At 73.0% G+C, this 13953-nt stretch carries 11 protein-coding genes and 1 pseudogene; 5 read left to right on the top strand and 7 right to left on the bottom strand.

Going from position 1 to position 13953, the window contains the following annotated elements; all coding sequences use genetic code 11:
• The first annotated feature begins 99 nt into the window (after nucleotides 1-99).
• The 3 genes from MXD60_RS16860 to MXD60_RS16870 are packed head-to-tail and all read left to right on the top strand — an operon-like array spanning nucleotide 100 to nucleotide 5836.
• The gene (locus MXD60_RS16860; RefSeq protein ID WP_248820296.1) at nucleotides 100-933 is read left to right on the top strand and encodes an ABC transporter permease; all 834 of its coding nucleotides are present in this window, start codon (nucleotides 100-102) and stop codon (nucleotides 931-933) included.
• A 47-nt stretch (nucleotides 934-980) separates the two neighbouring features.
• A complete protein-coding gene (locus MXD60_RS16865; RefSeq protein WP_248820297.1) occupies nucleotides 981-2789 on the top strand; it encodes a dipeptide ABC transporter ATP-binding protein in 1809 nt (602 codons plus the stop codon).
• A 38-nt stretch (nucleotides 2790-2827) separates the two neighbouring features.
• A complete protein-coding gene (locus MXD60_RS16870; RefSeq protein WP_248820251.1) occupies nucleotides 2828-5836 on the top strand; it encodes a helix-turn-helix transcriptional regulator in 3009 nt (1002 codons plus the stop codon).
• Between the two features lie 18 nt (nucleotides 5837-5854).
• On the opposite strand, the gene MXD60_RS16875 is transcribed toward MXD60_RS16870, so the two are convergent.
• The 4 genes and pseudogenes from MXD60_RS16875 to MXD60_RS16890 form a co-directional block, all read right to left on the bottom strand.
• Complete coding sequence (locus tag MXD60_RS16875) at nucleotides 5855-6640, bottom strand: AfsR/SARP family transcriptional regulator (protein ID WP_248820253.1); 786 nt, start codon at nucleotides 6638-6640, stop codon at nucleotides 5855-5857.
• Nucleotides 6641-6651: 11 nt separating this feature from the next.
• Nucleotides 6652-7407: a hypothetical protein gene (locus MXD60_RS16880; protein WP_248820255.1), complete on the bottom strand. Its 756-nt coding sequence runs from the start codon at nucleotides 7405-7407 to the stop codon at nucleotides 6652-6654.
• A 579-nt stretch (nucleotides 7408-7986) separates the two neighbouring features.
• Nucleotides 7987-9186 (bottom strand): CaiB/BaiF CoA transferase family protein, encoded by a 1200-nt coding sequence (locus MXD60_RS16885; protein ID WP_248820257.1) that lies wholly within the window; start codon nucleotides 9184-9186, stop codon nucleotides 7987-7989.
• Nucleotides 9187-9296: 110 nt separating this feature from the next.
• Nucleotides 9297-9536, bottom strand: a pseudogene (locus MXD60_RS16890) (anthrone oxygenase family protein); the annotation flags it as partial.
• 2 nt (nucleotides 9537-9538) lie between these two features.
• On the opposite strand from MXD60_RS16890, the gene MXD60_RS16895 reads away from it, so the two are divergent.
• Nucleotides 9539-10138: a TetR/AcrR family transcriptional regulator gene (locus MXD60_RS16895; protein WP_283098511.1), complete on the top strand. Its 600-nt coding sequence runs from the start codon at nucleotides 9539-9541 to the stop codon at nucleotides 10136-10138.
• Here the strand turns inward: MXD60_RS16895 and MXD60_RS16900 are convergent.
• The 3 genes from MXD60_RS16900 to MXD60_RS16910 all read right to left on the bottom strand — a co-directional run bounded on the left by MXD60_RS16900 (nucleotide 10104) and on the right by MXD60_RS16910 (nucleotide 12706).
• Nucleotides 10104-10640 (bottom strand): pyridoxamine 5'-phosphate oxidase family protein, encoded by a 537-nt coding sequence (locus MXD60_RS16900; RefSeq protein WP_248820259.1) that lies wholly within the window; start codon nucleotides 10638-10640, stop codon nucleotides 10104-10106. The two genes, MXD60_RS16895 and MXD60_RS16900, sit on opposite strands and share 35 nt — an antisense overlap.
• Before the next feature lie 339 nt (nucleotides 10641-10979).
• A complete protein-coding gene (locus tag MXD60_RS16905) occupies nucleotides 10980-11669 on the bottom strand; it encodes a TetR family transcriptional regulator (protein ID WP_248820261.1) in 690 nt (229 codons plus the stop codon).
• A gap of 371 nt (nucleotides 11670-12040) precedes the next feature.
• On the bottom strand, nucleotides 12041-12706 hold the full coding sequence (locus MXD60_RS16910; protein WP_248820263.1) for a MerR family transcriptional regulator: 666 nt from the start codon (nucleotides 12704-12706) through the stop codon (nucleotides 12041-12043).
• Nucleotides 12707-12901: 195 nt separating this feature from the next.
• Here MXD60_RS16910 and MXD60_RS16915 point away from each other — a divergent pair, with 195 nt between their 5' ends.
• Nucleotides 12902-13951: a Rieske 2Fe-2S domain-containing protein gene (locus tag MXD60_RS16915; protein WP_248820265.1), complete on the top strand. Its 1050-nt coding sequence runs from the start codon at nucleotides 12902-12904 to the stop codon at nucleotides 13949-13951.
• Nucleotides 13952-13953: the final 2 nt, after the last annotated feature.

The following is a 13953-nucleotide window of genomic DNA, read 5'->3' on the forward strand; positions in this document are numbered from 1 at the left end:
GCCCGGCCGCCCGGCGCGGGGGGGGGCCCCCCCCCCCCCCCGCCCCCCCCCCCCCCCCCCCCCCCCCCCCCCCCCGCGACCGGTGGGTTCGCAACCCGGGTGCGGACCGCGGCCCGCGGGCGCCGCCCACCGCGGATCGGACTGGCACTCGCCGGCGGGGTGCTGCTCCTCGTCGTCGTCGCCGCCCTCGCGCCGAACCTGTTCTCCGGTCGCTCGCCGACCGACACGGTGTCGGTGGACGCCCTGCGCGGACCGAGCGGGGCGCACTGGTTCGGCACCGACCAGCTCGGCCGGGACGTGTTCACCCGGGTGGTGCACGGCGCGGGGCGGTCGTTGTCGATCGGGCTGGGCGCGACGGCGCTCGGCATCGCCGGGGGCGCGCTGCTGGGGCTGGCCGCAGCGCTCGGCGGCCGGCTCGCGGACACGGTGCTGATGCGGCTCGCCGACGTGCTGCTGGCACTGCCGCCGCTGCTGCTCGCCCTGCTCGCGATGACCGTGCTCGGCAACGGCGCGCTGAACCTGACCCTGGCCGTCGCGATCTCCAACGTTCCCGGGTACGCCCGGGTCGTCCGCTCGGAGGCGCTGGTGGTGCGACGTTCCGGCTACGTCGAGGCGGCCGTCGGCCTCGGGCTGCGCAGCCGGCTGCTCATCGGCCGGCACATCCTGCCGAACACGCTGGGACCACTGCTGGTGGTCGCGACCCTCGGCTTCGGCACGACGCTGATCGCGGTGTCGGGCCTGAGCTTCCTCGGCTTCGGCACGGAACCGCCCAACCCGGAGTGGGGGCTGATGCTCTCCGAAGGCCGCAACTACCTGTCCACCGCCTGGTGGGCCGGGGTGTTCCCGGGGGCGGCGATCACGGCGACGGTCATCGCGGTGAACGTCGTCGGGCGAGCCGCGCAGGCCCGCTACACGAGGAGAACCGCCCGATGAGCGACCCCGTCGCGATGACCATCCCGGTGGACCGCCCCGAGCCCGCGATGCCGGCCTCGTCCACCGAGCCGGCGTTGGTCGTGGACGGTCTGCGGGTGAGTTTCACCGGCCGCGGCCGCCCCGTGCACGCCGTGCGGGACGCCTCGTTCACCCTGGCGCGGGGTGAGTGCCTCGCCATCGTCGGCGAGTCCGGCTCGGGCAAGAGCGTCACCGCACGCACCCTCGTCGGCCTGGCCGGCGCGGGTGCGACGGTCAGCGCGCGCCGGCTGAGCTTCGACGGGCAGGACCTGCTCGGGATGCGGGAGTCGGCGTGGCGGCGCCTGCGCGGGCGACGCGTCGGACTGGTGCTGCAGGACGCGCTGGTCTCCCTCGACCCCCTGCGCACCGCCGGGGCGGAGATCGCCGAGCCGCTGCGCACCCACCGGGTCGTGCCCCGCGCCGAGATCCACGCCCGCGTCCAGCGCCTGCTCACCGACGTGGGCGTGCCCGAGCCCGAGCAGCGCGCCGCGCAGTACTCCCATCAGCTCTCCGGCGGCCTGCGTCAGCGCGCGTTGATCGCCTCCGCGCTCGCCGCGGGCCCGGAACTGCTGATCGCCGACGAGCCGACGACCGCCCTCGACGTCACGGTGCAGGCCCAGGTGCTCGCGCTGCTGCGCGAGCTCGCCGCCGACGGCATGGCGGTGCTGCTGATCAGTCACGACCTCGCGGTCGTCGCCGGCCTCGCGGACCGCATCATCGTGATGTACGCCGGGCTGGTCGTCGAGCAGGGGCCGGCCACCGAGGTCCTGGCCCGGCCCCGCCATCCCTACACCCAGGCCCTGCTCGCCGCGGTACCCGCGCTGCACGCGAAGGGCACCCGGCTGGCCGTGCCGGCGGCCGGGCTGCCCGCCGCCACCGGCGGCTGCCCGTACGCGGCCCGCTGCCCCCGCGGCGACGACCGCTGCCGCGCCGAACTGCCGGCCGGGGAGCATCAGGTGCTGTGCTGGCATCCGGGCCCGGCCGCCGCGGTGACGTCCAGCCGCCCCCGACCGCAGGCCGTGGACCCGGTGGCCGCATCCGCCGGGCCCCCCGGGACCGACGCCGTCCCGCTCCTCGAGGTGGACGGCGTCCACAAGCGGTTCCGCGCGCCCGACGGCGGCTGGCGGCACGCCGTACGGGACGTCTCGCTGGAGCTGTTCGCCGGCCAGACCCTCGGCGTCGTCGGCGAATCCGGCTCCGGGAAGACGACGGTGGCCCGGATCGTGCTGGGGGCGGTCGCGCCGGACCAGGGCACCGTGCGGTTCGCGGGCGAGCCGTGGAGCGGGCTGCCCGAACGCGAACGACGCGGCCGCCGGCTGCGGATCCAGGCGATTCACCAGGACCCGCTGGGGTCGTTCGACCCGCGGTTCAACACCGAGCGGATCGTCGGCGAGGCGCTGGGCGCGGCCGGGGTGCGCCGCGGGCGGACGCGCCGGGACCGGGTCGTCGAGCTGCTCGACCGCGTCGGTCTGGGCGCCGACCTGCTCCGGCGGCGCCCGATGGAGCTCTCCGGCGGTCAGCGCCAGCGGGTCGCCATCGCCCGGGCGCTGGCGCCGCAGCCCGCGGTGCTGGTCTGCGACGAGCCGGTCTCCGCGCTCGACGTCTCCGTCCAGGCGCAGATCCTCGACCTGCTGGCGGACCTGCGGCGCGATCTCGGGGTCGCCATGCTGTTCATCTCCCACGACCTCGGCGTCATCCATCACACGAGCGACCGGATGGTGGTGATGAAGGACGGCCGGGTCGTCGAAACCGGGGACGTCGCGGAGCTGTTCGACCATCCGCAGCAGGACTACACCCGGGCGCTGCTCGCCGCGGTGCCCCGGACCGACCAGCGTTGACGGGCGTGTCGGCGGGCGCCAGTCGCCGTTCCCCGTCCGTGCGGACGAAGGAACGCCGGCGGCTGCTGGCCGCCCTGGACGCGGTGGCGGACGGGGCCGCCCGGGTCGCGGAGGTCTCCGGTGAACCCGGCAGCGGCAAGACCCGGCTGCTGGGCGAACTGACCCGGCAGGCGGCTCGCCGGGGTCTGCCGGTGGTGACGGGTCGCTGCGCGCCGGCCGACCGTGACCTGCGCTTCGGCGTCTTTCACCGGTTGCTGTCGATCCGCCCGGCCGCGACGGCGACGCACGACGGGGACGGTTCCCTGCCCGGGGCGCTGCTCACGGCCCTGCTGGCCGGCGCGGACCCGGACCCCGGTGCCGTCGCGGCCGGCCTCGACGGCGCCGCCGTGTTCGACACGGCCCGCCTGCTGCTGGACCGGGTCGCCGGCGACGGGCTGGTCCTCGTCGTCGACGACCTGCACTGGTCGGACGAAGCGTCGATCCGGCTCGTCGACCATCTCATCCGATGGCCTGTGGACGCCCCGCTGCTGCTCGTCGTGGCTCACCGGCCGCGGCAGAGCGCCCCCCGGCTGCTCGACGCCTTCGCGCACGGCGAGGACCTGGGCACCATCGAGCGCATCGCCCTGCCGCCGCTGCACCTCGACCAGGCGGCCCGCCTGACGGGACTGGACGCGGATGACCCCCGACTGCGGGAACTACACCAGGCCAGCGAGGGCAACCCGCGCTACCTGCTGGGCCTCGCTTCCCCGCATCTTCCGGCCGCCCAGCAGCTCCCGGCCTCCCGGCCTCCCGGCGCCATCACCGCGGCCGCGGACAGCTCCTCGGCCGACAGCGGCGCGCATCAGCTCGTCGCGCCCGTGCTGGCCGAGCTCGCGGAGCTGGGCCCGGAGTGCTCGCGGGTGGCCTGGGCCGCCGCCGTGCTCGCGGAGCCGTTCGACCTGGACACCGTCGCGACCGTCGCCGACCTGGAGATCGACCCGGCCTGCACGGCCGTCGCCGCCCTCGTCGAACGTGATCTGCTCCGCCCCGTCCACGGCGAGGCCGCCTACCGGCTGCGGCACCGGATGCTGGCCGGACTGCTGTACACGACGCTCGACCCGGGCTGGCGGCGGGCGGCGCACCGCCGCGCGGCGAGCGCCCTCGCACTGGCCGGGGCGCCACCGGCCGTCCTCGCCGTGCACATCGAGCGTTTCCCCCGCGACTCGGGCCTGCACGAGGTGCACATGCTCGCCGACGCGGCGAAGGAGTCGCTGGCCTCGGCGCCCCTCGACGCGGTGCGCTGGCTGCGGCTGGCGCTGCGCATCCTCACCATCGCCGACATCGCCGACATCGCCGACGGTGGCGTCGACGTCGACGGCCCCACCCGACTCGATCGCCTGCGCGGCGAGCTGTCGCTGAGTCTCGCCTGGGCGTTCCACTCGGCCGGGATGCCCGCCGAGAGCCGCACCCAGATCCGGCAGACCATGCGGCTCGCCGCCGGACGCCCCGCGACGGACCGGGCCGGCATCGCGAGCCTGTGCGCGATGCTCGCATACGCGACCGGCCAGCACGCCGACGCCAAGGCGATCCTCGTCGCCGAGATCGACGCGGCCATCGGCGCACCACGCCCGGGCTCCACCGAGTCGCGAGGGCCCGGCGAGCCGAGGGGCGCGGGGCGCCCCGTGCCGCCGAGGGCACGGCCGGCCGTCATCGCCCTGCTGCTGAGCAAGGCCGTGATCGGACTGCTCGACGGGGCGCCGCCGAGCCCCGACGACCTCGGCCTGATGCTGCGACTCGCCCGCGCCGAGGGCGACCGCACCGCCGAGGTCGGGGCACTGGCCGTGCGCGCGGTCGTGGAGGCGTTCGACGGTGACGTCCCCGCCGCGGCGATGACCGTGACCCTGTGCATCGCCATCGCCGACCGACTGCCCGACGCCGCCCTCGCCGACCATCCCGAGCATCTGGCGCTGCTGGGCTGGGCGGACTCGGTCCTCGGTCGCCAGCTCGACGCCGAGCGGCACTTCAGCCGGGGCGCGGCCCTCGCCCACGCCTCCGGGCGCGGCGAGGTGATGCCGCTGCTGCTCAGCGGGCTCAGCGCGGTCTACCAACGGGTCGGCCGGCTGCCCGAGGCCCGCCGGATAGCCGCCGAGATGCAGCAGCTCATCCGTCATTCCCACCGCGGTCACCACACCAGCCTCGCCGAAGCCATCGAGGCGCTCGCCGGGGTCTGGATCGACGGCCACGGCAGCCGGCGGACCGCCGCTCTCGCCGAGGCCGCCGCGGTCGAACGGTCCACCGCCCGGCCGGCGGCCCGCCGCTCGTGGTGGGCGGATGTCGCCACGATCTGGACCGCCTATGCGGCCGCGGCCGACGGCGGCGACCCGCGCCGCACCGAGGCGCTGATCCTCGACACGGGCGGCGGCGAGTCCCTCGACCTGGTGTCACCCATCCTGCATCCGATGGCGTTCGAGGCGCTCGCCGCCGCGGCCGAACGGCTCGGGGCCGTCGAGGCCGCCGTGCACTGGGCGGAACTGGCCGAGCATGCCGCCGACCGGCTGGGCCTGGGCTATCAGCGCGGGCACGCGCTGGCCGCCCGGGCACACGCGCTGCGCGGCATGTCGCAGCCCGGTTCCGCGGCGCAGCTCTACCAGCGCTCCGCGGACCTGTTCGCCGCCGCCGGGATGCTGTCGCTGCGGACCCATCTGCTGGTGCAGTCCGGCCGGTGCTTCGCGGCGGCGGGTCAGCCCGCGGAGGCCGCCCGCCAGTTCACGGTGGCCGGCGATCTCGCGCGGCGGTGCGGCGCGAGCCGACTCGCCCGGCAGGCCCAGGCCGGGCTGCGCGCCCTGGAGCGGCGCGGCCAGACCGGCGACGCGCTCGGCGCCCTCACCCCACGCGAACGCCAGATCGCTGCCGCGGCGGCCAAGGGCGGGACGAGCCGGCAGATCGCCCTCGACCTGCGGCTGAGCCCGCGCACCGTGGACGCGCACCTCACCCGGATCTACCGCAAGCTCGGCGTCTCCTCCCGGGTGGCCCTGGTACGCCTCGCCGGCGAGACCGGCTCCCCCTGACCAATCGGCGTCACCCGCTCACCCGGTCAGCAGGTCGGCCGGGCGGGGCAACCCGAAGCGGTCGTCGTCGGCCAGGATCGCGCGCTGGATCTCGCGCAGCGGTCGGCCGGGTTCGAGACCGAGTTCATCGGCGAGGATCTGCCGGGCCCGCTGGTAGACGCGCAGCGCGTCGGCCTGCCGCTCGGAACGGTAGAGCGCGAGCATCAGCTGTCGGTAGAACGCCTCGCGCATCGGATGTTCCAGGGTGAGCTCGAACAGCTGGCCGATGAGCTCGCGGTGGCGCCCGCCGCTCAGCCCCGCCTCCATCATCATTTCCAGGCATTCCAGCCGGGCCTCCTCCAGCCGGGTGGCGAAGGCGTCGACGATCGCGCCGTCGCGCAGGTCGCCGAGGGCGGGTCCCCGCCACTGCGCGAGGGCCAGCGCGAACTGCTCGGCCGCCTGCTGGTGCCGGCCGTCGCGGGCCAGCTGCCGACCCTCGGCGACGGCCCGTTCGAACAGGTGCAGGTCGACCGCCTCGGCCTCGACGGCCAGCAGATATCCCGGGGGGCGGGTGAGGATCGGGCATACGGGGCGCAGCGGGCAGGTGAGCATCTTGCGGAGCTGGGAGACGTAGACCTGCAGGGTGGCGGTCGCGCGGCGAGGCGGGTCGGCCCGCCAGATCTCGCTGACGAGCTGGTCGCTCGCGACCACCTGCCGGCGCCGGGCCAACAACGCCGCCAGCAGCACCGTCATCTTCGGCGCGCTCAGTTGGACCCGTCGATCGCCGTCCATCACGCGCAAAGGTCCCAGGATCTCGTACCGCACCAGGATGCCCCTCAGACGAAGTAGACGTTGATGGCGCGGGCCGAGCGCCCCGGTTTCGGTTCCCGCCCCAGCACGGTCTCACGTGCGCTTCCGGATGCATATACGAGGACTCTCGTAGTGCCGCAGCGTGATGCCCAAAAAGACACACTTCGGCAATGACCCTGCACAGACATGACGCGCCCCACATCATCATCGAGCAGCGACGTCCCTGTGTCGACGACTCCATCCGGACCCGGATCACCCGCGCGGAACGGCCTATTTCGACAGGCGTCAATCATGAATGTGACACCGTGCCGTTCATGATCGTAGCTGGACCACGCCCTCGGCCTGCCGGGCGGCGATCTTCTCCGGCGGGTAGTCGAGCCACGCCAGCGACCCAGCACGGCGAGACTTCCGGTGTCGCGCCAACCGGGCGCAGCATCGACGCGACCAGCATCAACCTGATTACTTTCCGTGACCGACAGGTCGTCAGGCACTCTGTGCCGCCCAACCAGCGGGAAAGCCAGCCGACCACCGACGGCCCGACTGAGCGATCTGATCTCAGGTGGTCCCATACTCGCCGCCACAACCACGAAAATCATCCCGCCGGCCATGGTGGCCAGGAGTACCGCGACCATCGAGCCGAGCGAACCGTTGCCGACCATGTCGCGGACTCCGTGGGCCAGCACCGCCGCGACAACCGCACCCAGGCCGGCGCCGATCGCCGCAGCGATCGCCACCGTGCGCAGGAACCCCGACGCCCGCGACGCGATGGTCCCGATCGCCATCGTGCCGCTGGCGCGCCCGAGACTGGCGCCTTTCCTCTGGCTCCCGCCTTTGGCCCGTTGCCGGCGTCTGTGCCTCGACGCAGTCGACATGGCTCCCGGAGTGGGTCCGGGCTGTCCGGGAGAATATTTTTGGGCACTGAAAAATATGGGAGTAGATCTTTCTGTGTTATTTGGATTCCGGTCAACGCCTTTCGCGAGATTCCCCTTTTCTGCCGAATACCGCTACCTTGATGGCGAGTAGAGACAGGGCGGTGATGACTGGAAATATCTCGGATATCCATCCCGAGAGAAGTCTGACGCCAAGCAGTGAGATGGAGAAGAAGAGAATTAGGAAAATGAGCGTTTGACTCCCGCTACCCCTGCTATGTGGGTGTTTGAAGAATTTCATGCACATGCTTCTTTCGTGGCGTCCGACCTGGCCGTTCCCTGATTGCGACGGCCTGGATATCGACTTCAGTAGCACTCTTCAGGAGTCCCAGTAGGCGACCATTGCCATGATGCAGGTCACGCCAAATGCGCCGCGCTTCCCAATCGCTCCCCCTGGCGCAAGTACTGCCGCTCCGAATGACACCGCGCCGGTCATGATCGTGCCTGGACCACGCCCGCGGCCTGCAGGGCGGCAATCTTCTCCGGTGGGTAGTCGAGCCACGCGAGCACCTCGTCGGTGTGCTGGCCGAGCGACGGTACCGGGCCCATGGACGGCTCGGCGCTGTCGAAGTCGAACGGCGGGCGCAGGGCCCGGACCGGGCCGACCGGGGTCGCCACGGATCGCCAACGGTCCCGCGCCGTCAGCTGGGGATGGGTCAGCAGGTCGGCGACGGTGTTGAGGCGGCTGCTGGCGACGTCGATGGCGTCGAGACGCTCGATGACATCCGCCGCGAGCAGCGTCGCGGTCCGCCCGCCGACCAGGGCGTCGACGAGGCGCCGGTTGCGGACCCGGGCGACGTTGGTGGCCCAGTCCGGGTGTTCCGCGAGGTCCGGGCGGCCCAGGAACGCCGGCGCGAAGCGGGCCCATTCCCGGTCGTTCTGGATGCCGATCAGCACCTCGGCGCCGTCCGCCGTCGGATAGGCGTCGTAGGGGGCGATGCTGCCGTGGCTCAGGCCCGCGCGCGGCGGGACGATGCCGGTGGCCGAGGTGTAGTGGATCTGGTAGCCGAGCCACTCGGCGGTCGCGTCGAACAGGCTCGTCTCCACCGCGGCGCCCTGCCCGGTGCGTTCCCGGCCGAGCAGGGCGGCGAGCGCGCCGCTGAACGCGTACATGCCGGCGGCGATGTCGGAGGCGGGAATCCCCGTCTTCGCCGGCCGTTCGGGACCGCCGGTGACCGACGCCAGGCCCGTCTCGCTCTGCACGAGCATGTCGTAGGCCCGCCGGGTCGCCAGCGGGCCGCCGGTGCCGTAGCCGGACAGGCTGACCGTCACCAGCCTGGGATGGCGGGCGCGCAGCTCGGCGGCGCCGAACCCGAGCCGGCCGGCGACGCCGGGCGCCAGGTTCTGCAGGAAGACGTCGGCCCGGGCGATCAGATCGGCGAGGACCGCGGCACCGGCGGGGTTCTTCAGGTCGAGGGTGACCGACTCCTTGCCGCGGTTCAGCCAGACGAAGTGACTGCCCATCCCGGCGACGGCGGTGTCGTAACGGCGGGCGAAATCCCCGCCGTCCGGGCGCTCGACCTTGATGACGCGCGCACCCAGATCAGCCAGGTGACGGGTTGCGAGCGGCGCCGCCACCGCCTGCTCCAGGGCGACGACGGTGATTCCTCGCAGCATCGGCGGTGCGCTCACCGGATCCTCCTACGGGTCCACGACCGACAGATCCGCCGATACCGGCGATGAAGCGCCGCGAATATAGCGAACACATCGCGCCGACATCCGGTTTTCCCGCAATAGCGGGCTTACCGCACGAAGCCGGGCCAGCGTGCCGCGGCGAACAGCGCGGCGGCGGAGACGAGCGAGAGCAGGCTGCGCACGTGGTTGGCCACGCTCCACCGGCTCACGTAGTGCAACCAGACGGCGGCCGAGCTGGCGGCGTCGGGGTCCAGGCCGGCCAGGGCGTTGTTCTGCGGAATGTTGACCGCCGCGGTCACGACGAGCGAGGCGAGGCCGGCGACGGCCCCGACGCACAGCGCTGGCGCTGCTGGCCGCCGCCGAGCGGCTGATCGACTCGGGCGGCCCGGACGCGGCGTCCGTCCGTGCCGTCGCCGACGCGGTGGGCACCACCACCCGCGCCGTCTACAGCGTCTTCGGCTCCAAGGACGGCATGCTCGAAGCGCTCGCCACCCGGCTGTTCGACTTCCTGGTCGTCGCGATCGACGCCTGCGAGCGCACCGACGACCCGGTCGTCGACCTGGTCGAGGCGTCGGTCAGGGGATTCCGGCGCACGGCGCTGGACCATCCGGCGCTGTACTCGCTGGTGTTCCTGCGTGTGGTCCCCGACCTGCGGTTCGGCGCCGAGTTCGCCGAGATCGCGGAGCGCGCGTTCGGACGCCTGGAGGCGCTGGTGCAGCGCCTGAGTCAGGAGGGGCCGCTGGACGCGGCGGGCGCGGCGGACGCCTCTCTGGCGGTACACGCCCTCACCGAGGGGCTGGCCTCGATGGAGCTGCGCGGCGCCCTCGCCGACACGGGAGATCCCGAGGCGGTCTGGCGGACGTCCGTGCGCACCCTGCTCGACGGCTTCGCCGGGGCGCGCGACAGGCGCGTCGTTACCGGGCGGGCGGCCGATGACGGGTGTGGGTGAAGGCGTTGACACCCTTGCCGAACGCCAGGACCTTCGCCGTCCTGATCTCGTAGACGTGCGCCAGGCCGCCGCCACCGGCGTGGTGGAAGCCGTCGTCGCCGACCTCGTACCGCCAGCTACCGTCCCACCTGGCCCGCCAGGCGGCGGCGAGGCGGGTGAGCAGCTCCCGGTCGGTGACCCGGACCGCCTCACCCTCGACCATCACGTCGAGCCCGCGATCCCAGGTGTCCCGCCCGGTGGTCAGCACGACGTGGGGATTCTCGGCGAGGTTGACCGCCTTCTGCTCCGTCGGTCCGGTGCAGAAGTACGCCGCGTCGTCCACCCACACCGACACCAGCGGGGTGACATGCGGACGGCCGTCCGCTCGCACCGTGGACAGCCAGCTCAACTGGGCCGATTCGAGGGCCGCCCGGGCCGCCGCCCACGAGGTCGCCCGCGCGCCGGGGGCGCTGAACCGCCCGTCGATCTCGGTCACCGGATCAGCCATTGTCGCTCCGCTCATCGGACGCCACGTGCCCGCCGGCCGTTGCCTGCCCGGCGGTGGCGCCGGGAAACGCCTCGGCCACGATCCGGTCGACCTCGGCCGCGGCGGACACGGCGGCGGATGCTGGCGGGCGACCCGTTCCAGCGACGATTCCGGCACACCGAAACGGACCTGCCGAGCAGGAAGCCGAAGGTCTGCGCGTGGTAGCCGAAGCGCGTGCCGGGCGGCCACCACGGCTTCGTGTCCGCCAGCGCGGCGCACATGCGGTCGTTCCTGATCACAGCGCCACCATGCCCGCAGCGGGGCGCGGTCAAAAGCTCGGGCAGGCAACGGGCCCGCGGAGTGGGTCGCGTCGGGTCAGGGGTGTTCACCGACGGCGGGCAGCTCGCTTTCCGTCCGGGCCGCCGGGACGGCCGGCAGGGGCGGCGGGACGAGGCAGGGCCCGAGGACGTGCCGGACGACGGCCTCCAGGTCGGCCTGGACGTCGTCCAGGGTGCGGCGGCCGGTGACCCACTCGCGCAGGCCGCTGCTGAGCATCGCGTTGATCGCCATCCGGGCGGGCGCCGCGACCTGCGCCGGGATCTCCTCCAGCAGCGCGGCGAACACGCCGTCCTGGGCTCGGGTGACCTCGGCGATCGCCTCGCTGGCGAAGGGTTCCGCGGAACCCTGCACCATGACGACGAGCCGGGCGACGTTCGGGTGCCGGCGGAAGGAGCGCAGCTCCCGGCGCAGCAGCGAGAGCACGCCCTCGACCGGGGCGTCCCGACCGCGGACGTGATCCCGGACCAGCTCCGCCTGGGCCCGGCCGGCGAGGCGACCGTGCCAGTCCGCCCAGGCGGCCGCGAGAAGATGATCCTTGGAGGCGAAGTAGCGGTACATGGTGCCGAGGGCGACGCCGGAACGCTCCGCGACATCACGCATCTGCAGTTTTTCCGGGCCGATCTCCTCGACCAGCGCGATGACCGCCTCGGTCAGCACCCGTCGCCGCTCGCGCTGCCGCGGCGTCATACCGTCAACGGGCAGCGGGAGGGATTCGAGCTTCGCCACATCCGGATCATATCGTGAAACGTCATTCTAGCCCGGGGGTCCAGCCGGTAAGCCAGCAGTGAACCGCGACGCACCCTCTAACGCCGATAATTCGGAAATAAAACCCTAATATGGACAATATTGCCGGCAGTTTTCGCACCGGCGCCACCCGCCAGCCTCGGCCTGAATGATCCGAAACTCGGTTTCAATACCGGATGTTCTACCCTTCCGAGGGTCGGCCTGTCCCTGGCGTCGGTCCGGGGCATTCGCTACGTGGCGTGACGGGTTGCCTGGGAGGGAAGGCGGGTGGGTCCCTCGGGCGACACATCGGGCGCGAATCCGACCAGAGGGACCCACATCCCCGCCTCCCCACGCAGCCTCGCGGCAAGCCGCTACGCCCGCTCGATCGGTTCCTGAATCTCCGTCACCCAGCCGTCGACATCCGCCGGGCACGCCAGGGTCACCTCACGGCTCGGTCCCGCGACGCGGTAGCCGGCGTCCTCGATCCACCGGGCAAGCGCCTGATACGTGGACAGACAGTTGTCCATCGATCCCTGGTGCACCAGGACCGCCGCCCGCGCCGCGGGCAGGTCCACGACGGCGACGCCGTCGGCGCCGGCGACCGCGGCGACGGCCACCGGCAGGCCCGCGTGAACGATGACGTTCTCGCCGTCCCCGGCATCGCCGTAATAGGCGACCGCAGGCCCGACCGGGCTGACGCCAGCCCGGTCCAGGGCCGCGCCGAGCCGGTTGTACAGCCCGCGCACGACCGGGCCGATCGATGCCGGCTCCATGCTCCTGGCGACCCCGCTCAGCTCAGCGAGCCGAGCCGCCGGCACGGTCCTGATCGTCACCTCTGCGTCCGACATGATGCCCTCACTCCCAATCACGCGGAGTCTCGCCTGGATGTACCCCAGCCGGGCACTGTCCGCCTCGATCCGGGCGTGCAGCTCCGCCTGCCGCAACCGGAGCATGCCGCGCAGCTCCCCGGCCGTAACCTGGTCACCGAGCAACTCGCCCACCTGCTGCAGGCTGAAGCCGAGATCCTTGAGCGCCACGATCCGGTGCTACCGGTGTACGGCCTGACACCGTGTCACGGTCAAGGACCGCGCCGAGATCCGTCCGCGCCGCCGGATGATGCTGGACCGCGGGCGGATCGCGCACGGCTCCTGACGTCGGCGGCGCCACCTCCCCACCCACCGATCCCGGCCCGCTACCCACCGCGCGGCCCTGCCCTGTTCGAGGCTGTGACCATGGCTGACGCTGCCGACTCGACGTCGACACTGCCCCCTGGCTGTTCCTTCGACCCGGCCGACTGGACGATCCTCGCCCGGCACTGGTATCCGGTCGCGCTGTCCCGGGAGGTGCGCGACCAGCCGGTCACGGCCCGCCTGCTCGACGAGCGGCTCGTGCTCTACCGGGCCGGCGCGCAGGTCGTCGTCGCCCGCGACCTGTGCCCGCACCGCGGCCTGCCGTTGTCCATGGGCGCGGGCGACGGGCAGACCCTCGCCTGTGCCTACCACGGCCTGCGCTTCGGCGCCGGCGGCGACTGCGTGGCGATCCCCGCCCACCCGACCGCCAGGATCCCCGCCCGGATGACGCTGACCGCCTACCCCGCCGTCGAGCGCTACGGGCTGGTGTGGACCTGCCTGCGACCCGACGCCGATCAGCCCGCGGCACCGATCCCGCCGATGCCGCACTGGGACGACCCGGCGTTCCAGCAGGTGACGTGCCCCGGCTTCGACGTCGCCGCGTTCGCCGGCCGCCAGGTCGAGGGCTTCCTGGACGTCGCGCACTTCGCCTTCGTGCACACTGCCAGCTTCGCCGACCCGGACAACGCGGAGGTCCCCGACTACACGACCACCGCGACCGAGGGCGGCTTCACCGCCGACTACTGGAGCACCGTCGCGAACTACCCCCACGGCAGTGGGCTACGTGCCGAGCCTGGGTTCCGCTGGCTGCGCCGTTTCGACGCCCATCTGCCCTTCACCGCGACCCTCATCGTGCACTTTCCCGCCGACGGCCGGCTGTCGATCATGAACGCGGCCTCGCCGGTGTCCGCCCGCCAGACCCGGATGTTCGCGCCGATCGCGAAGAACTTCGCCACCGACCAGCCGGCCCAGGAGATCTACGACTTCAACCTGCGGATCTTCGAGGAGGACCGGGCCATCGTCGAGGCCCAGCGGCCCGAGAACCTCCCCCTCGATCCCCGCATCGAGGTCAACATCGCCGCCGACCGCAGCTCCGTCGCCTACCGCCGCGGCCTGCGCGCGATGGGCCTGAGCCACTTCTTCACCGCCTGAAC

This window comes from Frankia sp. AgB32, from assembly GCF_023243045.1.
Classification (GTDB): domain Bacteria; phylum Actinomycetota; class Actinomycetes; order Frankiales; family Frankiaceae; genus Frankia.